Source organism: Flavobacterium sp. LC2016-13, assembly GCF_009707955.1.
Lineage (GTDB): Bacteria > Bacteroidota > Bacteroidia > Flavobacteriales > Flavobacteriaceae > Flavobacterium.
In genome coordinates, this window is record NZ_WMDQ01000017.1 from 1 (window position 1) to 22,345 (window position 22,345).

A 22,345-nucleotide genomic window follows, 5' to 3' on the forward strand; every position below is an offset into this window, starting at 1 on the left:
TTAAGCCCGCCTGCGCAGATGGTACTGCAGTTATGTGGGAGAGTATGTCGTCGCCTTTCTTTTGAAAACACCCTATTCTTATGAATAGGGTGTTTTTTGTTTTATAAAAGTTTTTTATTTTCCCTCAAATTAACTTCTAGAGATTTTATTCTTCTAAAATTAGCCTTAATTAGATCTTTTAATCCTTCTTTTTGCAATCGCTTGAGTTGGATCACTACTAAACAGCAATTATTTCTTGCTTCTGTTAAATTATATTTACTTAAAGAGATTTTTTATTGTATCATCTATTTAATGGGAATGGGCAGTTACTGGTGCTTTATTATTGTACGCAATAATTATAAAATATCTTTACATCTGATAATGCTTTGAATTAGCAAAAGATTATTTAATTTATATTGGAGGTTGTAAAAATTAAGCTAAAAAAGCTTCTTAAATTAATAAGAAGCTTTTTTGCAAATTGTTATTTATTTAGATAGATTTCAAAGGAGATAAAACATTTAAAGCTATTTAAGAAGTGAGAATTTAATATTTGACTTAGTAATTTTAAAATTTATCAGTATCTACATCATGTATAAATTGAATAACACCATTCATAAAAACTTTCTGATCATCCCACATTGCTAAATGGCTTCCATTTGGACAATATAAGAAGTGTCCTTTTTGAACTAACTTGCTTTGTTCCTCCATAGCTTTTGGATCCATAGTGTCATATTTAGCTCCAATCATTAAGGTTGGAATTGTTATTTCTTTTAAACGATTTTTTACATCCCATTTTGCTAAGCGACCACTGATACCGAATTCACTAGGTCCTTGCATTAGAGTGTATACTTCTCCATTAACATGCTTACTTGCTCGTTTTAAACCATCTGGCCATTCTTTTAATCTGCATAGATGTTGTTGATAAAAGTTTGGAATCAATAATTCCATATAACGAGGATTATTGAAATCTTTTTTTGCTTCTAAAGCTCTTATCTCTGCCAGAATTTCGGGTTTCATTTGCTTAGCTAATACTTCATCTGCATATTTACCATATTCTGGTGCACTGGCAACCATATTAGCAACCAATAAACCTTTTAAGTTTTTTTGGTATTTTAATGCATATTCCATTGCAAGAATTCCTCCCCATGAATTTCCTAAAACATAAAAATTATTATTATCAGCTCCTATAGCTTTACGTACTTGTTCTACTTCTTCAACAAAACGTTCTGTTGTCCATAAAGTACTATCTTTTGGTTGATCGCTATAATATGATCCTAATTGATCATATTCATAGAATTCAAAACCCTCACGTTGAAAAAAGGTTTCAAAACATTCCATATATTCATGTGTCATTGCCGGGCCACCATGTAATAATAGTACTTTTATTTTTGGATTATTGCCAAAACGTTTTGTCCATACTTTGAATTCTCCAAAGGGAGTTTTAATTGGAATCATTTTTACCCCGGCAGATTCTACATTACTATTTTCGTTGTAGGTAAAATAATTTGAAAGTGTTTCTGATTTTGTTTCATTTTTACACGAAACTGTAAGAGCAATTAATGCTAAAAGAAGAATTGAGCGCATGTTTATTAGAATTGAGGTTTGACGATTTTTGTGCTAACTAAAATACAAATTATAATTATACTTAATAAGGTTCTATTTGTATTTGAATGTGTGTAATTTATATAGCTAGTTTTTGTAATTTTTGTATAATCTTAAATAATATCATTTTGTATATCTTCCGGCTCCCAATACTCTCCAAAAAACGTTATTGGTCGAAATAGTGTTAATCAAAACAATGATTTACTTTAAATTTAGCTTTTTAATTAGCTAACCAACAAAATATCAATCGATACTTGATGAAAAATATATTTTTAATACTGAGTTTTTTTTGCTTAATAGAACCAATTAATAGTCAGGAATTAGCAAAATCACCTGAACCATTTGGTCCGTTGCCAACACAAAAGCAATTAGACTGGCACGAAATGGAATTTTATGCTTTTGTACACTTCTCATTAAATACTTTTACCAATAAAGAATGGGGTTATGGCGATGAATCTCCTGAGCTCTTCAATCCGACCAATTTAGATGTCCGCCAATGGGCACGTGTGGTGAAAGCAGCTGGAATGAAAGGAATTATATTAGTAGCAAAACATCACGACGGATTTTGTTTATGGCCATCGGCTTATACAGAACGTTCTGTGAAAAATTCTCCTTGGCAAAATGGTAAAGGCGATCTTGTTAAAGAATTAGCTGCAGCTTGTAAAGAATACGATTTAAAATTAGGATTATATCTTTCGCCCTGGGACAGAAATCGTGCAGATTATGGAAAACCTGAATACGTTACGTATTTCAGAAATCAGTTAAAAGAATTGCTAACCAATTATGGAGATGTTTTCGAAATGTGGTTTGATGGTGCCAATGGCGGCGATGGTTATTATGGCGGAGCTAACGAAACCAGAAAAATCAATACACTTGAATATTATAATTGGGATGAGACCTATAAACTAATTTACAAAATAGCACCAAAAACATTAGTTTGGGGAGTTGGCCCTTCAGAAGCGCGTTGGATTGGAAACGAAGAAGGTCGCGCTGGTAAAACAAACTGGTCACTTTTACGTCAAAAAGATGAGTTAGCAGGAAAAGTACATTATACTGAATTTACATCGGGTCATGAAGATGGAGAGAAATGGGTTCCGGGTGAAGCAGATGTATCAATAAGACCAGGATGGTTTTACCACGCTGTTGAAGATGATAAAGTACGTCCGCTTGACGAAATGGTCGATATTTATTATGAATCGATTGGTCGAAATGCCACTTTATTACTTAATCTTCCGGTAGACAGAAGAGGTCTTGTTCATGAAAATGATGAAGCAAGATTAAAAGAACTGGTTGCAACTATAAAAGAAGATTTTAAAACCGAATTATTAGCAGGAAGTAAAATTACTTCAGATAATACTAGAGCAAATAGCAATGAATTTGCACCTGAAAATGTAGTTGACGGAAATAAAAACACGTATTGGGCTACAAATGATAATGTAAAAACAGCATCAATTGTATTTGAATTTGATAAACCTAAAGCTATCGATCGAATTCTACTTCAGGAATATATAAAATTAGGACAACGAGTTAAAGCTTTTACTGTTGAAGCTAAAGTTGATGGAAAATGGATAACGATTGCTAATGAAACAACGATTGGGTATAAAAGAATTTTAAGAATAGAAAGAGTTACAGCTTCGGCACTTAAAATAAATATTACTGATTCGAAAGCGAGTATTGTTATTTCGAATATTGCGGCTTATAATGCACCAACTTTTGTGCGCACACCAGAAATTCAACGTGATAAAAATGGAAATGTCACTCTAAAGTCTGAAGAAGGAAATACTATTTATTATACTGTTGATGGTTCTGCGCCGTCTGCAAAAAGTACCTTATATAAAGGAGTGTTTAAATACAATAAAGCAGTTCAGATAAAAGCAATTGCGATCAATAAAAAAGAAAATATCAGCAGTGCGGTAATAATTGCAAAATATGGTGTTTCTAAAGAAAAATGGAAAATTGTTACCGCTTCAAGTGGCGATATGAATTCGGTAAATAGAATTATAGACGGAAATCCAGCTACAGATTGGGGTTTTGGAAACGATACCAATAAACTTCCGCAAGAAGTAGTAATTGATATGGGAGCTATTCTAAAAATAAACGGTTTTACTTATGTTCCGCAGCAAGTAGGAAACAATCTTAATTTAATTTCTAAATATGAGTTTTATACGAGTTTAGATAACGTAAAATGGACAATACAATCTGAGGGAGAATTTTCAAATATTAAAAATAATCCGATAGAACAACTGAAAACATTTACTGAAACAAAAGCAAGATACCTTCGATTTGTTGCGAAATCTGCAGAAGGAAAAGGTCAGTCGGTTTCTATTGGTGAAATAAATGTGATAGAAAAGTAAAAAAAATGAATCTTAATTGCTGTTGAATTTTTTTAAAGTTTCCAATTATGTCTTTTGCCGAAGTTAACAGGTTATTAGTCGAATTTTTAATTTAATAATCAGGCTAATTCTTAATTTTATAATATAAATTAAACAAAACAGGTAAATGATTAAAGAAGGCATAAATTTTAAAGAAGCTGGGAAATTCGAGGAAACTCGTTTTGAGAAGGTTCACAATGTTATTTTTGAATCATCAAAAGAAGCTTCTGTTTTAGTTGCCCAAGAAATAGCAAATATAATTCAAAGAAAAGATGAATTAAATGAGCCTTGCGTTTTAGGGTTGGCAACAGGATCTTCGCCTATAAAAGTTTATGAAGAATTAGTTAGATTACATAAAGAAGAAGGCTTAAGTTTTGCTAATGTAGTGACCTTTAATTTAGATGAATATTATCCAATGGATAAAAATAATATTCAGAGTTACTATTATTTTATGCATGAGCATCTTTTTAATCATGTTGATATTCATCCGGAAAATATTAATGTTCCGAATGGAAATGTAAGTAATGAAGATTTACAACAATATTGTATAGATTATGAAATGAAAATTAAAGCCTATGGCGGATTGGATTTTCAACTATTAGGAATTGGCAGAACAGGACATATCGGTTTTAATGAACCGGGATCTCACGTTAATTCCGGAACAAGAAGCATAACACTTGATCATTTAACGCGTCAGGATGCAGCATCTTCATTTTTAGGTATCGATAATGTACCAAGAAAAGCGATTACAATGGGAATTGGTACTGTAAAAAATGCCAAAAGAATTGTATTGCTTGGATGGGGAATCAGTAAAGCTGAAATAATTAAAAAAACAATAGAAGGGGAAATCTCTTCAAGAGTGCCCGCAACGTATTTACAACAGCATAACAACACAACATTTGTTTTAGATACCGAAGCCTCATCAGAATTAACGAGAGTAAAAACACCTTGGCTTGTAAAATCTGTAATCTGGACAGATGAGTTAAAATTAAAAGCAGTGGCCTGGTTAAGCGAATTGACCAAAAAACCTTTTCTTAAATTAACTGACAAAGATTATAATGATAACGGAATGTCAAGTGTTTTAACAGAAGAAGGAACTGCATACGATTTGAACATTAAAATGTTCAACAAAATGCAGCAAACCATTACAGGTTGGCCTGGAGGAAAACCGAACGCAGATGATACTTACAGACCAGAACGCGCGACTCCGGAAAAAAAGAGAATTATCATTTTTAGTCCACATCCGGATGACGATGTTATTTCGATGGGAGGAACTTTTGACAGACTTGTAGAGCAAGGACATGACGTTCATATTGCATATCAAACCTCTGGAAATATTGCAGTTTCAAACGAAGAAGCTTTAAAATTTGCAGAAATTTCTAAAGCATTAAATGCTAATTCTGTTGAATCTGAAAATATTATTAACTTTTTGAAAAGTAAAAAAGCAAATGATATTGATTCATTAGAAGTTAGAAAATTAAAAGGATTAATTAGAAGAAGTGAGTCTGTTGCAGCCACCAGATATTTAGGCGTGCCGGATTCGAATGTTAACTTTTTAGATTTGCCATTTTATGAAACAGGTACTGTTAAAAAGAATAATCTTGGAGAAGATGATATTCAAATTATGTGTGATATTATTGAAAGAATAAAACCGCATCAAATTTATGCTGCGGGAGATTTAGCAGACCCTCATGGAACCCATAAAGTTTGTTTAGATAGTTTGTTTGAAGCTTTAAAAAGATTAAAGCACAATAAATTTATGGATGATTGCTGGGTCTGGTTATATAGAGGAGCATGGCATGAATGGGAATCTTACCAAATCGAGATGGCGGTTCCAATGAGTCCTGATCAGGTTCTTAAAAAGCGTCATGCTATTTTCTATCACCAATCTCAAAAAGACGGAGTGATGTTTCAGGGAGATGACAGTAGAGAATTTTGGGTAAGAGTAGAAGATAGAAATAGATTAACAGCAGAAAAATATCATGCTTTAGGATTGGCTGATTACTCAGCAATTGAAGCATTCAAAAGATATCATTTTTAGTTTTCTAAAATAAAATACAATAAATTATTTTTTAATGGTTTATTTTGGTTAGTTACCTGTATGTTGAAATGCGACCTTTATGGTCGCATTTTTTTTGTTAATTTTCAACGTAATTTTTTGTCATCCTGAGCGAAGTCGAAGGGCACAACGTAATTCCACAATCAAAAACTAAAAAACCTTTATCAAAGCTTTTAAACTTTGATAAAGGTTTTTTAATAATCTTCAATTAAACTCAAACTTCAGTTTACATCGGAGAATTCAAAATTCTTTGTTTTACATGATCGATATAAGATCTTCCAATCACATATCTAAGACCTTCAATTTCGATGCTATTTCCTTCAACGGCATCAATTTTATCAATGGCAATTGTGTAAGATCTGTGTATTCTTAAAAAATTTCTTTCCGGTAATAAATCTGTAAAATCAGATAATGTACTATGTATGATATATTTTCCTGTAAGCGTGTTTATTTTCAAATAATCTTTTAAACTCTCAATAACCAGAATTTCATTAAAAAAGATTTTCTTCATTCTTTTCTTGTCAATCTTCACAAAAATAAAAGGACTTTCTGTATTATTTTCCTGCTGAACATTGCCGGTATTATTACTAAGTCTTTTGCTGATTTTGTTAAGCGTTTTCATTAACCTCGGAAACTCAATTGGTTTTACTAAATAATCTAAAACATCCAATTCATAAGTTTCTATTGCAAATTGACTATACGCACTCGTAATAACAAGTATAGGCGGGTTTTCTAAACTTTTAATAAAATTGATACCATCGAGAACCGGCATATTAATATCCAGGAAAACAACATCGACTTTATTACTTTTTAAAAAATTAAGACCTTCAATCGGGTTACTAAAAGTATTTACTACCTCAAAATTTTCAACTGGCTCCAGGTAATTTTTAATTACATTAATTGCCAATGGCTCGTCATCTATGATCAAACAATTTATCTTCATTGGTTATAATTTTTAGAAAGAAATAATTTTAGTAGGTATAGTTGTAAAAAAAGGTTCAATTGTCTCTAAGCCACCTTAATTACAAGCTTTACGACAAAAATATCCTTTTTATTTTTAAATGAAAGCTTATAGTCATTTTTATTATAACCTAATTCAAGTCTTTTTTGTACATTTTCTAAACCTATACCACTAGACTTGTTAAAAAGGTCTTTATGTTGCGTAATTTCCGGCATTGGGTTAGTAATAGTGAAATGCAAAAAATCTCCTTTTACCTTAAAATCAATATCAATTAAGACTTTTCCTGTATTTTTATTTACGCCATGCTTAAAAGCATTTTCAATAAAGGTAAGTAATATAATAGGACTAATTTCTTTATCATGAATATCTCCGGAAATAGACATATTAACTTCTAAACGGCCATCATTTCTAATACGTTCCAAATCCAGATAATTCTGAATACAAAGTATTTCCTTCTCTAAAGTTTGTCGTGTACTTTTTGTATCATATAACATGTAACGCATTAACTCAGAAAGTTTAAGAACAATTTTTGGAGTTTTATCTGATTTTTCTACAGATAAAGAATAAATATTATTTAGTGTATTAAAAAAGAAATGCGGAGAAATTTGAGATTTCAGAAAAAGCAATTCTGTTTCTAATTGCGATTTCTCAAGATCGGTTACCCTTTTTTGTTCCCTTAAAAAATCGAAAGTAATCTTAATCGCCGTTACAAAAGTCATTACATAAAGTTCACCCATCATCATATCAATCGTATAATTCAAGGTTAATTTATCTATAGTTTCAGGACCTTCAGGCCAAACCTGATGCGTTATTAATAAATAAGTAAGATTGAATTTTAAAACGACCATAATAAATATGGCGCATAAAACAGAAATAACATAAAGAAGATACTTCTTCTTGTAAACCAAATTAGGCATAAGCACCAGTATATTCAGATAACACAATGCCATGTGAATAGGAAAACCTAAAAAATTTGTTTTTAAAGAATACCAATAATCATTAAAATAACTTCCCCATCGAAAAGTATTAAAAACGAAATAAGTTAACCAAAATATAACGTGATACTGCAATTGAATGCGGTATAATTTGCTTGAATTTAAAATCATGATATGTGTTACGTTTTATGACTTTTTTTGATGTTTATCTAAGTTTATGTGTCGTCCGTCTAAATTAATTTTAATAAAAGTTCAATTTATATAAATTTAAAGTTAAATTAAGATTGTTTTATATGAAGAATTTTACCCTGCTGGTTTTATTTATCATTTTGGCTGCAAGTTGCAAAATAAATGTAAACAAAAATAACCATCAAAACACACTTTTTGTTAACCATGTTGATCCTTTTATTGGTACAGGCGGTCATGGGCATACTTATCCGGGAGCAACAGTTCCTTTCGGAATGCTTCAGGTAAGTCCTGATAACGGTATTTCGAGCTGGGATTGGTGTTCCGGGTATCATCATTCAGATTCTATTGTTGCCGGATTCAGTCATTTACATTTAAGCGGAACAGGAATTGGAGATTTGGCAGATATTCTCTTTATGCCAACCAATAAAAAACTTGATTTAACAACAAAAACAACCTCACGAGATCAATTACCTTATAAATCCAAATACAGTCATGTTAACGAAAAAGCAACACCGGGCTCTTACCAAGTTTTTCTTGAAGATCCTAAAATCAATGTAGAATTAACTTCATCACAACGCACAGCCTTCCATAAATATACCTTTGCAAAAAATGACAAACAATCAGTTGTCATTGATCTTGGTTTTGCTATTAATTGGGATAAAGCCCTAAAAACCGGAATTACGATTGAAGATGAACATACCATTAGCGGATACCGTTATAGTACAGGTTGGGCAAAAAATCAGAAAGTATTTTTTGTAGCAAAATTTTCAAAACCCATTTCAGAATCCGTTTTACTTGCTAATAAACAAATTATTACAGGAAATAAAGCTGACGGAGAAAATACAGCAGCACAATTATTTTTCAATGCAAATAATACAAATGAATTATTTGTAAAAGTAGCCTTATCATCTGTTAGTGTGGCAAATGCCAAAGATAATCTAGATGAAGAAAGCGCTACTTTCGAAAAAACAAAATCAGAAGCAGCTTCAATATGGAATACTGCTTTAAGCAAAATTGAAGTTGAAACCCCAACAGACTCATTAAAGACAATTTTTTATACCGCATTGTTCCACGCCCAAGTTGCCCCAGTAACCTATAGTGATAAAAACGGTCAATTTAGAAAAGAGGATGATCAAATTGTTACAGCAAAAGATTATACCGCTTATTCAACCTTATCACTATGGGATACTTTTAGAGCCGAAAATCCTTTATTGACTTTATTGGCTCCAGACAAAACTTCAGACATTGTAAACTCAATGTTAGCGTATTATGATACTAAAAAGATATTACCGGTCTGGACACTATACGCCAATGAAACGAATACAATGACAGGATACCATTCCATTCCGGTAATTGTTGACGCATACCTAAAAGGAATTAAAGGTTTTGATGCCCAAAAAGCATACGAAGCAATGAAAACCACTATGATGCAGGACGAACGCGGATTGAATTTCTACAAAAAATACGGTTACATTCCTTATAATTTATTAGACGAATCAGTTACCATTACTTTAGAATATGCTTACGATGATTGGTGTGTAGCGCAAATGGCCAAAGCTTTAGGAAAAAATGAAGATTACCAATTTTTTCTAAACAGATCAAAAGCATATCAATATTTATTTGATCCGAAAACCGGATTCATGAGAGGAAAATCTGAAGATGGAAAATCCTGGAACGAACCCTTCGATGCAAAACATTCAAACCACAGAGAACATACAGATTATACCGAAGGAAATGCCTGGCAACACAGTTGGTTTGTACCACAAAATGTTGATAATTTAATTTCGATTCATGGTGGAAATGAAACCTTTACCAAGCGTTTAGAGCAGTTATTTACAGAAAGCTCAGAAATTACAGGAAACAATGTTTCGGCAGATATTTCAGGATTAATTGGTCAATACGCACACGGAAACGAGCCAAGTCACCATATTGCATACATGTTCAATCATGCCAATCAGCCTTGGAGAACACAATATTGGGTACGTCATATTTTAGATACACAATACAACACAACACCAAACGGACTAAGCGGAAACGAAGATTGTGGACAAATGTCAGCTTGGTATGTTTTCAGCTCAATGGGATTATACCCAATGAATCCGGCTTCTGGAGAATATGAAATTGGAAGCCCGATTTTCGAAAAAGCAAAAATTAATCTTGAAGGAGGAAAAACGTTTATAATTGAAGCAGAAAATGTTTCAGACAAAAACTTCTACATACAGTCAGCAACACTCAATGGTATTCCATTTAATAAAACAGTAATCTCACATCAACAAATATTGCAAGGCGGAATTTTACATTTTGTAATGGGCGCCGAACCCAATAAAAGCTAGGGATTAAATAATAACTAACCACGTAACTAACTAACAAATAAATAAAATTAATGGATATTATTGACGTATCAATCATCGTAGCTTATATTCTGCTCTCAGTAGGAATAGGAATTTGGATTTCAAGAAAAGCATCAAAAGGACTGGATGATTATTTCCTTGGCGGAAAAACAATTAAATGGTATTTCTTAGGTCTGAGCAACGGATCAGGGATGTTTGATGTTTCAGGAACGTCCTGGATGATTGGGGTTTTGTTTTTATATGGAGTAAAAAGTTTCATGTTTATGTGGCTTTGGCCAATTTGGAATCAGATTTTCGTAATGATGTTCCTGGCCGTCTGGATAAGAAGATCAAAAGTAATGACAGGTTCTGAATGGATTTTAACTCGTTTTGGAAGCGACAGAGCCGGAAAAGCATCGCATATTATTGTTGCCATTTTTGCCATTATTTCTACAATTGGTTTTATCGCTTACTTTTTTGAAGGAATTGGGAAATTCGTAACCATTATTCTTCCTTGGGATTTAAGCCTTCATTATGGAGATTTATTGCTATTAACATCAGAGCGATCTTATGCCTTGCTAATCATATTTTTAACTACAATTTATACCGTAAAAGGTGGAATGTTTTCTGTAGTAGCAACAGAAGTTGTACAATATTTAATCATGATTATTGCCGGAGTTTTAATTGCCGGATACGCTTTTATCAATTACACGGATCTTCAGATAAATTCAGTTATTACCGAAGAATGGAAAAATGTTTTCTTCGGATGGCAGTTTGAAACCCAGTGGAGTGATAAATTCCAAACCTTCAATCACTTGATTGATTCTGAAGGATATAAAATGTTTGGAGCTTTTATCGGAATGACATTATTTAAAGGATTTTTTGCAAGTATTGCAGGTCCAACACCAAGTTATGATTTACAACGAATTCTTTCTACAAAATCAGTAAAAGAAGCAGCTTATATGAGTGGTTTCACGAACTTGATTTTATTCATTCCAAGATATTTATTAATCACCGGAATCGTAGTAATCGCGTTGGTAAATTTAGCACCGGAATTGAATGCAAATACAGGTTTAACCGGAGCCGATTTAGAATTGTTAATGCCAAAAGTTGTTAACCTATATATTCCTGTTGGAATAAAAGGAATTTTACTTGCAGGTTTATTAGCCGCTTTTATGTCCGGATTTTCAGCATTTGTAAATGCAGGACCGGCTTATATTGTAAATGATATTTATAAAAAATATTTCAAACCAGTTGCGACAAATCAACATTACATCAAAGTGAGTCAGATTTCTTCTTTCCTTGTTGTTGGTTTAGGAGTTTTTATGGGATTTTTTGCAGATTCAATCAATTCGCTAACCTTATGGATAACAAGCGCATTATACGGAGGTTATGTGGCAGCCAATTTCTTAAAATGGATTTGGTGGAGATTTAATGGCTGGGGTTATTTCTGGGGAATGTTTTCAGGATTAGTTGTAGCTTCTTTACAATTTGCTTTAGGTCAGGCAAAAGGAAGTTTAACAGAAGGATCATTTTTATACGATTTAGCACAAGTACAAGCCATTTACTTGTTCCCAATAATATTTGGATTCTCTATTTTAGGATGTATTCTTGGAACATTTTTAAGTAAACCAACAGATATGGAAGTACTAAGATCTTTTTACAAAAACGTAAGACCTTGGGGTTGGTGGAATCCGGTTTACAAAACATTAAAAATTGAAGATCAGACTTTCGAAAAAAATAATGATTTCTGGAAAGATATGCTCAATTGCGTTATCGGAATTGTATGGCAGTCAAGTATGATTTTGCTTCCGATATTTTTCATTATCAGAGATTATCCAAAAGCAATTGCAGCATTAGTTGTGTTTTTAGTAACAACAACAATATTAAAATTCACTTGGTTAGATAAAGTTCGAAAAATAGAAGATTAATTAAGATATAGAAGTCACAGTTTGTCTTCCTTCTTCAGGATGGCATCAGAAAAAAATAAAACAAACAAAAAAACAAACAAAAACGAAAGAGATCATGAGTACAATTCCTTGGCAAGACAGACCCGAAAACAGCAATGACGTAATGTGGAGATATTCTGAAAATCCAATTATTGACAGATACGCTATACCAACATCAAACAGTATTTTTAATAGTGCTGTAGTTCCTTTTGGAGACGGATTTGCAGGTGTTTTCAGATGTGATAATAAAGCGGTTCAAATGAATATTTTTGCCGGTTTTAGTGAAAACGGAATCGATTGGGACATTAATCATGAACCAATTGTAATGCAATCAGGTAATACTGAAATGATCGAATCTGCTTATAAATACGATCCACGTGTGGTTTTCATCGAAGATCGTTACTGGATTACATGGTGTAACGGATATAACGGACCAACTATCGGAATTGGATATACTTTTGATTTTAAAGAGTTTTTTCAATGCGAAAATGCCTTTTTACCATTCAACAGAAATGGAGTTTTATTCCCTCAAAAAATAAACGGAAAATACGCTATGTTAAGCCGTCCAAGTGATAACGGACATACACCTTTTGGAGATATCTGGATCAGCTACAGCCCGGATATGAAATACTGGGGAGAACACAGATTGGTAATGAAACCATCTCCTTTTGAACAAAGCGCATGGCAATGTACAAAAGTAGGAGCAGGACCAATCCCAATACTTACTGAAGAAGGTTGGTTAATGATTTACCACGGTGTTATCAATACCTGCAACGGTTTTCGTTACGCAATGGGATCAGCACTTTTAGATGTCGATTCACCAGATAAAGTAAAATACAGAACACAGCCTTATTTATTAGGACCTGCGGAAATTTATGAAATGGTTGGAGACGTGCCAAATGTAGTTTTCCCGTGTGCCGCTTTGCATAATGTAGAAGAAGATAAGTTGGCCGTATATTATGGCGCAGCAGATACCGCTGTAGCAATAGCATTTGGTAAATTAAGTGAAGTAATTCAGTTTACAAAAGATAATAGTTTATAAAAAAAGCATGCATTTAAAATTAAGAGGATTAACAATTGTTTTAGTGTTTTTTTCGATTGCGGGTTTTTCGCAATCGAAAAAAAATACCGTTATACCTAAAACTTACGTAGCCGGTAAAACTACAAATACAATTGTAATCGACGGAGACGAGTCTGATGCAGCCTGGAGCAAAACAGATTGGACAGATCTTTTTGAAGATATAGAGAATGACGTAAAACCAAAATATGGAACAAAAGTTAAAATGCTCTGGGATGAAACCAATTTTTATATATTAGCAAAGCTTGATGAACCACATGTTTGGGCAAATTTAAAACAACGAGACACCATTATTTTTTACAACAACGATTTTGAAGTATTCATTGATCCCGATAGCGACACTTTTAACTATTATGAATTAGAAATTAATGCTTTAAATACAGCTTGGGATCTGTTTCTGTCAAAACCATATAGAGAAAATGATAATGTTGTATTAAACGACTGGAATATTCCAGGCCTGAAATCAGCGGTAAAAATCAACGGAACGCTTAATAACCCAAACGATACTGACGAAGGTTGGGTATTAGAAATGGCAATTCCCTGGGCATCTTATAGAACATCTTATAATGAAAAAAATGTACCAACAGATAAATTTTGGAGAGTTAATTTCTCAAGAGTAAACTGGCAACATACCATAAATAATGGCAGTTACGAACGCAAAAAAGATGCTGACGGAAAGTTCTTGCCGGAGTACAACTGGGTTTGGTCACCAATGGGAGTCATCAATATGCATGAACCCGAGAAATGGGGATATGTTTATTTTTCTTCAAAAGAAGGAAAAGAAAATTTTACGATTCCACAGGATGAAAAAATAAAATGGGAGCTATACAATTTATACAGAGCTCAAAAAGAATATTATCAAAAAAATAAAACCTGGGCAAAATCTTTAGCCAATCTTACTAAAGAAACCATTAATGTCGACGGTAAAATTTTGAAACCAGTAGTAGAAAATCATGCAACAGGATATAATATTTCGGTAAAAAGTCCTTTTTCTAATCAAACCTATATAATAAGGCAGGATGGCAAAATAATAGCAAACTAAACCACTATGAAACTACCAAAACTATTACTTTTTTTATTGGCATTTAGTATTTTTTCTTGTGCTAAAAAAGAAGAACAAACCACTTTTAAATTTGGAGTCTGGACAACTGCCGATGCCAAAAAATCTGACGCAGAATATTCAAAAGAATTTAAAAAATATAAAGATGGCGGAATTGATGAAGTATTAATCAATACAACAACAGACCCAAAACTCTTAAAAAGATTAGTGCCTTTAGCCACAAAAGAAGGTTTAAAAGTTCACGCCTGGATTATGGCCATGAACAGACCCGGAGATTCACTTGCCTTAAAACATCCGGATTGGTATATGGTAAGCAAAGAAGGAAAATCTTGTTTTGATAATCGCCCTTATGTAGATTATTATCAATGGTTATGTCCAACCAGAAAAGAATCAAGAGAACATGTTTTAGCGTTAGTTGAAGAACTTGCAAAAGTAGACGGAATCGAAAGCGTTCACTTAGATTATATTCGTTTCCCGGACATCTTTTTGCCAATCAGTTTATTGCCAAAATACAATTTGGTTCAGGATGTAGAATTACCTCAATTTGATTTTTGTTATTGTGATGAATGTATCAAAGCATTTGAAAGAATTCATCATAAAAATCCAAAAGAAAGCCACAATACTTCTATCGATATGGAATGGAAAAATTTCAGGTTAAATGCGATACAAGCCGTTGTAAATGATGCTTACAAAATTGCCCACAAACACAATAAAAAACTAACAGCAGCCGTATTTCCTTATCCTGAAATGGCAGATCACATGGTACGTCAGCGTTGGGATAAATGGAATATTGATGAAGTTTATCCAATGATTTATCATAGTTTTTATAATGAAGAAATTGACTGGGTTGGATACGCGACAAAGCAAGGAGTTGCCGATTTAGAACATAAAAAAACAAAAATTAATACAGGAATTTATATTCCCGGATTAAAATCAGATAAAGAATTAAAAGAAGCGATTTTACTGGCCAAAGAAAATGGAGCCGTAGGAGTTTCGTTCTTTGACGGAAATGCATTAACAGAAAGTAATCTGAAAACCATCAAAGAAACAAAAGCAATTTTAAATTAAAGCAACATGTCAAACAGAAGAAATTTTATAAAAAAAGCAACTTTAGGCACATTAGCCGTAAGTTCTGTTTTGGGCTTTAGCGGATTTGCAAAAAATCACGAAGATGAAAAAGAGGGCCAATTAGAATTTCCTTCAAAAAAAACAAAAAAGCCAATCGTAATTTCGACATGGAATCATGGTTTACCTGCAAATCAAGAAACCTGGAAACAAATAAAAGCCGGAAAACCAGCCTTAGATGCGCTAGAAGCCGGTCTCAAAATTCCTGAAGCAGATCCGAATGTCCGCAGTGTTGGTTATGGAGGATATCCGGATCGCGAAGGAAAAGTGACTTTGGATGCCTGTATTATGGATCATAATAGTAATTGTGGTTCAGTTTGTTTTCTGCAAGGTATTATGCATCCAATTTCAGTAGCAAAAAGAGTATTGCAAAATACGCCACACGTTATGCTGGCAGGTCAGGGAGCATTGCAATTTGCATTATCAGAAGGATTTAAAGAAGAAAACCTATTAACTCCGGAATCTGAAAAAGACTGGAAAAAATGGCTGGAAGATTCAAAATACAAACCAGTTATTAATATAGAAAATCACGATACTATAAGCATGCTAATGTTAGATGAAGACGGCAATCTGGCCGGAGGCTGTACCACAAGTGGAGCTGCCTGGAAGATGCACGGTCGCGTCGGTGACTCCCCAATCATCGGCGCGGGTCTTTTTCTTGATAACGAAGTAGGAGCAGCAGCTGCAACCGGATTAGGCGAAGCCGTTATCAGAACCGCAGGAAGCGCCATGGTTGTCGAATTAATGCGTCAGGGAAAATCACCATTTGATGCCTGTAAAGAAATTACAGAACGTATTTATAACAAACATAAAAACCACAAAGACATGGAATATCTGCAAGTTGGTTTTATTGCATTAAATAAAAACGGAGAATATGCAGGTTACAGTTTAAGATCAGGATTTAATTATGCCATTTCAGATGATGAAAAAGGGCACAGAATGGAAGATGCTAAATTTAAAATGTCCTGGGATAAATAAAGCAATTTTTGCCATTTCGACCGAAGGGAGAAATGACAAACCTTAATAAAAAAAGTGTAAATTTTAGGCATAGAACATAGATTTTATCCTCTCATAAGTTTAAAATAAAAGCCCCACACCTTTTATTAACTTTAAAAATCTATGTTTCTATGTTTTAAAAACAACACACAGAGAATAAAAAAACAAATAATGAAAAAATCAATATCCATATTAGCATTTTTAATTGCTTCAATAGTAGTTGTTAATGCGCAGGAAAAAGTTCCGTTTTGGCAAAATGAAAAAATCAATGAAGATAATAGAGAGCCCATGCACGCTGCTTATTATGTTTTTGAAAATGAATCATTAGCTGCTAAAAATGAATGGAGACAATCGAAAAATTATTTGGATATAAACGGACCATGGAAGTTTAAATATGTAAACAGCCCGGGTGAATTGCCAAAAGATTTTGAAAAAAGTACTTTTAACGATTCAGCATGGGATAATTTTAAAATTCCGGCGAGTTGGGATGTAAACGGTTACGGATTTCCGGTTTATGTTAATACAACCTACGATTTTGATTATTTAATGGCGCCAAATCCCCCGTTTGTGCCAACAAATTATAATCCGACAGGAGTTTACAGAAAAGAAATTACAATTGATAAATCCTGGGAAGGAAAAGATATATTTCTTCACATAGGAACCGCAAAATCAAATCTTACCGTTTGGGTAAATGGCGTTTATGTTGGTTATGGCGAAGACGGAAAATTACCTTCAGAATTCAACTTAAATAAATATGTAAAAACCGGAAAAAACACCATTACATTACAAGTAATGAAATGGAACGACGGTTCGTATTTAGAATGTCAGGATATGTGGAGAATGAGCGGAATAACACGTGATTCTTATCTGATTGCCAGAAACAAAGCACACTTAAAAGATTATGAAATTATTCCGGACTTAGATGCTTCTTATGTAAACGGAACTTTAAAAATAACAACTCAATTCTCCGATTTAAATAAAAATGACAACTACACTTTAGACGTTCAGCTTAAAGACGGCGCTACAGTTGTGGCTTCAAAAGTTATTACGGCATTAAACGAAAAACAAACCTTCGATTTTGCAGTAAATAATCCTAAAAAATGGAGCGCTGAAATTCCGAATTTATATCAAATAACTTTCCTTTTAAAAGATAAAAAAGGAAATGTTATCGAAGTAATCAATCAAAATGTAGGTTTTAGAAAAGTAGAAATCAAAGGCGGACAACTTTTAGTAAACGGAAAAGCCATTTACATAAAAGGAGTAAACCGTCATGAAGTTGATCCGGTAACAGGACAAACGATTTCCAGAGAACGTATGGAACAAGATATTAAATTGATGAAAGAATTTAATATCAATGCCGTAAGAATGTCACATTATCCAAACGATGAATATTTCTACGAATTATGCGATAAATACGGAATTTATGTAGTCGATGAAGCTAATATCGAATCACACGGAATGGGTTATGATATTACCAAAACCTTAGGAAATAAACCAGATTGGGAATTAGCGCATATTCAGCGGATGCAACGTATGATCGAAAGAGATAAAAATCATACATCGGTGATTATCTGGAGTATGGGTAACGAAGCAGGAAACGGTTATAATTTTTACAGAGGATATTTATGGATTAAAAACCGTGATAAATCAAGACCAATTCAGTACGAAAGAGCGACTGCAGGAGCGTGGGATGGAAAAGATTTAAAATTTGAATGGGATTCTGATATTATCGACCCAATGTACAGTTCTCCAAATAAAATGGAAGAATATATTCTTGCAAATCCAAATCCGTCAAGACCTTATATTCAATGCGAATACGCACATGCAATGGGTAATTCGATGGGAAATTTTAAAGATTATTGGGATGTAATCAGAAAATATCCAAACTTTCAGGGAGGATTTATTTGGGATATGATCGATCAATCAGTTTATAAAACGCAACCTGACGGAACTCGTATTTTGGCGTATGGCGGAGATTTTGGACCAAAAGATGTAAAAAGCGATAACAACTTTGTAAACAACGGCGTATTTACGGTAGACAGAAAACCAAATCCGCATGCTCTTGAAGTACGAAACGTGATGCAAAACATTCTGACATCATGGGAAAATCAATCAACAGCAACAATTAAAGTCTATAATGAATTTTCGTTTAAAGATTTAAGTAATGTTAGCTTACATTGGAAATTGGTTTTAGACGGAAAAGACGATGCCATTGGAACTATTGATAATTTAGATATCAAACCAAATGAATTTAAAACATTTCAACTGCCAGTTAATGTAGAAGAAAAAGAGTTTCAGGAAGCTTTTATTGTTGTAACATATCACATCAAACAAGATGAGCCGTTTTTACCAAAAGGTTTTCAAATTGCAACAGAACAGTTGGCGTATAAAGGAACCTGGAAAAATGATATAAAAATTCAGGGAGCATCAAAAATTACAGTTGAAAAAAACGTAAATAATACAACATTCAAAAGCGATAAAACAACTATAATTTTCGATAAAAAAACAGGATTCATAAACGGATATTTGTTCAATAATCAGCCAATTATAAAAGAAGGATATCAGTTGCGTCCGAATTTTTGGAGAGCACCAAACGATAATGATTTTGGAGCTAATCTTCAAATAAATTTAAAAGCCTGGAAAGAAGCTACAGAAAATCCAACACTTGTAAGCTGGATTTATTCAGCGACAAAACACAATAGGATTTTGATAAAAGCAATTTATAATTTATCTTCGGTTTCTTCGACTTTAGAGCTAAATTACGAGATAAACAGTAACGGAGAATTAGTCGTAAAAGAGAAATTAAATATTGACAAAACAAAAGAACAGCCGGTATTACCAAGATTTGGTATGGAAATAATTGTTCCGAAAGATTTTAGCAACATGAGTTATTACGGAAGAGGGCCACACGAAAATTATATCGACAGAAATTACAGCGCGCAAGTTGGAGTTTACAACCAAACCGTTTCAGAGCAATATTATCCGTACATCCGTCCGCAGGAAACCGGAAACAAAACAGATGTTCGCTGGTTAGAATTATCAAATGATAAATTGAAAATAACAGTTACATCAGATGATTTATTAGCCGTAACAGCTTTAAATTATTTAACCGAAGATTTAGACGATGGTCTGCAAAAAGACCAGAGACATGCTGCAGAATTAAAAGAAAGAGATTTAACAAGTTTAAAAATTGATTACAAACAAATGGGAGTTGGCGGAATCGACAGCTGGCAAGCATGGCCAATGGAAAAATATTTGTTGAGAGGCAAAACCTATCAGTATCAATTTAAAATAACACCATCAATAAAATAATTCATTATGAGGATATTAAAACCATTCCTTGTCGTAATCTTATGTACTGTTTTCAATTCTGGATATAGCCAAAAAATATATACAGAAAAAGATATTCAGATTATTCCAAAACCATCACAATTGCTGATTAATAAAGGTGTTTTTGAATTTTCTGCAGCTACAAAATTTGTAGCCACTACAGATTTCCAGAAAGACATTTCAAATGCTTTAATAAGCAAGTTTGAAAAAGCAGCAGGATTTCGTCCTGAGCTTTCTGCGGCAGTTCCTCAAAGCAATTTTATACAATTTAAAGTTGATCAGAATTTAGAAAAAGAAGCGTATATATTAGATGTAAACTCTAAAAACATCACCATTACGGCCAAGGGAAATGCAGGTTTTATTTATGCTTTAGAAAGTATTAGACAATTGCTTCCGGTTGTTATTGAAAGTAAAAATGTTTTACCAAACCAAAAATGGCAAATTCCAAATGTGATTATTAATGACAAACCCCGTTTTCAATGGAGAGGTTTAATGCTTGATTTGTCACGTCATTTCTTTGATAAAAATTATGTAATCGAAACCATAGATCGTCTGGCAATGCACAAAATGAATGTTTTGCATTTGCATTTAGTAGACGATCAGGGTTGGAGAATCGAAATAAAAAAATATCCAAAATTAACCGAAGTTGGTGCGTGGAGAGTAGATCAGGAAAATTTGGCATGGAACGCAAGACTTACCACAAACCCTGATGAAAAAGGAACTTACGGAGGATTTTTAACTCAGGAAGAATTAAAAGAAATCGTAAAATACGCTGCAACCAAAAACATCGAAATTATTCCTGAAATCGAAATGCCGGCGCACGTAAGCAGCGCTATTGCATCTTATCCTGAACTGGCTTGTTTCGATCAGCGCATTGGCGTTCCGTCCGGAGGATTATGGCCTATTACCGATATTTATTGTGCAGGAAAGGAAACTACATTTGAGTTTTTGCAGAATGTAATTGATGAGGTAATTACCATTTTTCCATCAAAATACATTCATATTGGTGGGGATGAAGCCACTAAGACGAATTGGGATAAATGTCCGAATTGTCAAAAAAGAATGAAAGATAACGGATTGAAAAATGCCCATGAACTGCAAAGTTATTTTGTAAAAAGAATGGAGAAATACATCAATTCTAAAGGCAAAAAAATTATCGGCTGGGATGAAATATTAGAAGGCGGTTTGGCTCCTGAAGCTACCGTTATGAGCTGGAGAGGAACTCAAGGCGGAATTGACGCAGCAAAACAAGGACACGATGTGATCATGACGCCGGAATCTCCTTGCTATTTTAATTTTTATCAAGGCCCGCAAAACGAAGAACCGATTGCTTTTGATGCTTATAATCCACTAAATGAAGTTTACAAATTTGATCCTGTTGTACCCGCAATGACACCGGAAGAAGCGAAACATGTTTTAGGCGGACAAGCAAATTTATGGGCAGAACATTTATCAGGTCCAAAAGATTCAGAATACATGATTTTTCCAAGATTGGCAGCTTTATCAGAAACATTGTGGAGTACAAAAGAAAGCCGTAACTGGATTGATTTTACAGGAAGATTAACGTCTTTATTACAGCGTTATAATTATATGGGAATCAATTATGCAAAAAGCGCTTATTTGGTTACTGCTGCTTCAAGTGCAGATTTGGGTAAAAAACAAATTAATGTGACGTTGAAAAATGAATTTCCAAACCCGGATATTCGTTACGTTTTGGGCGATAAAAATATTGAACATAATCCGATAAAATATACAACTCCAATTGAATTCAAAGAAACAACAGTTTTAAAAGCTTCTTTATTTCAGGATGATAAACCGGTAGGAAAAACATTTACAGACACTATTATTTTTCATAAAGCAGTAGCGCATAAAGTAAGTTACTTAACGCCTTTTAATGAAAATTATAAAGGAGATGGAAAGTTTACAATGGTAAATACGATTAGAGGTTCCAAAAATTTTCACGACGGACAATGGCAAGCCTGGCTGGTAAACGATATGGAACTTGTGGTTGATCTTGAAAAACAGGAAAGTATTCAGGAAGTCATAATTGGAACGTTAGAAAGTCAGGGCGCAGGAGTTAATTTTCCAACGCAGATAAAAGTTTTGGTTTCAAATGATGGAATCAAATACAAACAAGTTGGAAAAGTATTACGTCCGTATGCTGCCAACGTGAGCTCAGAGTTGAAAGATTTTAAAATTAGTTTTGAAAAACTCAGCACAAGATTTGTAAAAGTAATCGCTTATAACTTAAAGAAAAGTCCGAAAGGGGAATCTTCATGGTTGTTTGTTGATGAAATTTTAGTGAATTAAAAAGCTTTTAGAAACGAAAATTTTAAACACATAGAAACATAGATTTTTTTTTAAATGAATAAAAAGAATA

The 22,345-nt window shown here is 33.3% G+C and carries 13 protein-coding genes; 10 read left to right on the forward strand and 3 right to left on the reverse strand.

All coding sequences use genetic code 11. The annotated features are described in order from the left end of the window. Positions 1-543: 543 nt before the first annotated feature. Positions 544-1,563, reverse strand: a complete 1,020-nt coding sequence (locus tag GKZ86_RS23010; protein ID WP_154785386.1) for a proline-specific peptidase family protein — start codon at positions 1,561-1,563, stop codon at positions 544-546. 275 nt (positions 1,564-1,838) lie between these two features. Between GKZ86_RS23010 and GKZ86_RS23015 the strand changes: the two genes are divergently transcribed. Both GKZ86_RS23015 and nagB read left to right on the forward strand, forming a co-directional pair. Continuing rightward, positions 1,839-3,935 carry an alpha-L-fucosidase gene (locus GKZ86_RS23015; protein ID WP_154785387.1) on the forward strand — a complete coding sequence of 699 codons (2,097 nt, stop codon included), beginning with the start codon at positions 1,839-1,841 and terminating at the stop codon, positions 3,933-3,935. 145 nt (positions 3,936-4,080) lie between these two features. Further along, a complete protein-coding gene (nagB, locus tag GKZ86_RS23020; RefSeq protein WP_154785388.1) occupies positions 4,081-5,994 on the forward strand; it encodes a glucosamine-6-phosphate deaminase in 1,914 nt (637 codons plus the stop codon). A gap of 244 nt (positions 5,995-6,238) precedes the next feature. Here nagB and GKZ86_RS23025 read toward each other — a convergent pair whose 3' ends face one another. Together GKZ86_RS23025 and GKZ86_RS23030 are read right to left on the reverse strand one after the other, a co-directional pair. Beyond that, positions 6,239-6,955 (reverse strand): LytTR family DNA-binding domain-containing protein, encoded by a 717-nt coding sequence (locus tag GKZ86_RS23025; RefSeq protein ID WP_154785389.1) that lies wholly within the window; start codon positions 6,953-6,955, stop codon positions 6,239-6,241. A gap of 65 nt (positions 6,956-7,020) precedes the next feature. Beyond that, positions 7,021-8,079: a sensor histidine kinase gene (locus GKZ86_RS23030; RefSeq protein ID WP_154785390.1), complete on the reverse strand. Its 1,059-nt coding sequence runs from the start codon at positions 8,077-8,079 to the stop codon at positions 7,021-7,023. Between the two features lie 122 nt (positions 8,080-8,201). Here GKZ86_RS23030 and GKZ86_RS23035 point away from each other — a divergent pair, with 122 nt between their 5' ends. The 8 genes from GKZ86_RS23035 (at position 8,202) to GKZ86_RS23070 (ending at position 22,275) form a co-directional block, all read left to right on the forward strand. Next, positions 8,202-10,430, forward strand: coding sequence for a GH92 family glycosyl hydrolase (locus GKZ86_RS23035; RefSeq protein WP_154785391.1), 2,229 nt, complete (start codon positions 8,202-8,204; stop codon positions 10,428-10,430). Between the two features lie 50 nt (positions 10,431-10,480). After that, positions 10,481-12,358, forward strand: a complete 1,878-nt coding sequence (locus GKZ86_RS23040; RefSeq protein ID WP_154785392.1) for a sodium:solute symporter family protein — start codon at positions 10,481-10,483, stop codon at positions 12,356-12,358. A gap of 94 nt (positions 12,359-12,452) precedes the next feature. Further along, entirely contained in the window at positions 12,453-13,418 is a 966-nt protein-coding gene (locus GKZ86_RS23045; RefSeq protein WP_154785393.1) for a glycoside hydrolase family 130 protein, read from the forward strand. A 7-nt stretch (positions 13,419-13,425) separates the two neighbouring features. Beyond that, the gene (locus GKZ86_RS23050; protein WP_154785394.1) at positions 13,426-14,496 is read left to right on the forward strand and encodes a carbohydrate-binding family 9-like protein; all 1,071 of its coding nucleotides are present in this window, start codon (positions 13,426-13,428) and stop codon (positions 14,494-14,496) included. 6 nt (positions 14,497-14,502) lie between these two features. Next, positions 14,503-15,582, forward strand: coding sequence for a putative glycoside hydrolase (locus GKZ86_RS23055; protein WP_154785395.1), 1,080 nt, complete (start codon positions 14,503-14,505; stop codon positions 15,580-15,582). A gap of 6 nt (positions 15,583-15,588) precedes the next feature. Next, positions 15,589-16,617, forward strand: coding sequence for an isoaspartyl peptidase/L-asparaginase family protein (locus tag GKZ86_RS23060; RefSeq protein ID WP_154785396.1), 1,029 nt, complete (start codon positions 15,589-15,591; stop codon positions 16,615-16,617). A 189-nt stretch (positions 16,618-16,806) separates the two neighbouring features. Next, positions 16,807-19,947 (forward strand): glycoside hydrolase family 2 TIM barrel-domain containing protein, encoded by a 3,141-nt coding sequence (locus tag GKZ86_RS23065; RefSeq protein WP_154785397.1) that lies wholly within the window; start codon positions 16,807-16,809, stop codon positions 19,945-19,947. Positions 19,948-19,953: 6 nt separating this feature from the next. Further along, on the forward strand, positions 19,954-22,275 hold the full coding sequence (locus GKZ86_RS23070) for a family 20 glycosylhydrolase (RefSeq protein ID WP_154785398.1): 2,322 nt from the start codon (positions 19,954-19,956) through the stop codon (positions 22,273-22,275). Positions 22,276-22,345 lie beyond the last annotated feature (70 nt).

Coding starts and splice junctions, on each gene's coding strand:
- GKZ86_RS23010 (WP_154785386.1), bottom strand. CDS start 1,563: ATGCGCTCAATTCTTCTTTTAGCATTAATTGCTCTTACAGTTTCGTGT.
- GKZ86_RS23015 (WP_154785387.1), top strand. CDS start 1,839: ATGAAAAATATATTTTTAATACTGAGTTTTTTTTGCTTAATAGAACCA.
- nagB (WP_154785388.1), top strand. CDS start 4,081: ATGATTAAAGAAGGCATAAATTTTAAAGAAGCTGGGAAATTCGAGGAA.
- GKZ86_RS23025 (WP_154785389.1), bottom strand. CDS start 6,955: ATGAAGATAAATTGTTTGATCATAGATGACGAGCCATTGGCAATTAAT.
- GKZ86_RS23030 (WP_154785390.1), bottom strand. CDS start 8,079: ATGATTTTAAATTCAAGCAAATTATACCGCATTCAATTGCAGTATCAC.
- GKZ86_RS23035 (WP_154785391.1), top strand. CDS start 8,202: ATGAAGAATTTTACCCTGCTGGTTTTATTTATCATTTTGGCTGCAAGT.
- GKZ86_RS23040 (WP_154785392.1), top strand. CDS start 10,481: ATGGATATTATTGACGTATCAATCATCGTAGCTTATATTCTGCTCTCA.
- GKZ86_RS23045 (WP_154785393.1), top strand. CDS start 12,453: ATGAGTACAATTCCTTGGCAAGACAGACCCGAAAACAGCAATGACGTA.
- GKZ86_RS23050 (WP_154785394.1), top strand. CDS start 13,426: ATGCATTTAAAATTAAGAGGATTAACAATTGTTTTAGTGTTTTTTTCG.
- GKZ86_RS23055 (WP_154785395.1), top strand. CDS start 14,503: ATGAAACTACCAAAACTATTACTTTTTTTATTGGCATTTAGTATTTTT.
- GKZ86_RS23060 (WP_154785396.1), top strand. CDS start 15,589: ATGTCAAACAGAAGAAATTTTATAAAAAAAGCAACTTTAGGCACATTA.
- GKZ86_RS23065 (WP_154785397.1), top strand. CDS start 16,807: ATGAAAAAATCAATATCCATATTAGCATTTTTAATTGCTTCAATAGTA.
- GKZ86_RS23070 (WP_154785398.1), top strand. CDS start 19,954: ATGAGGATATTAAAACCATTCCTTGTCGTAATCTTATGTACTGTTTTC.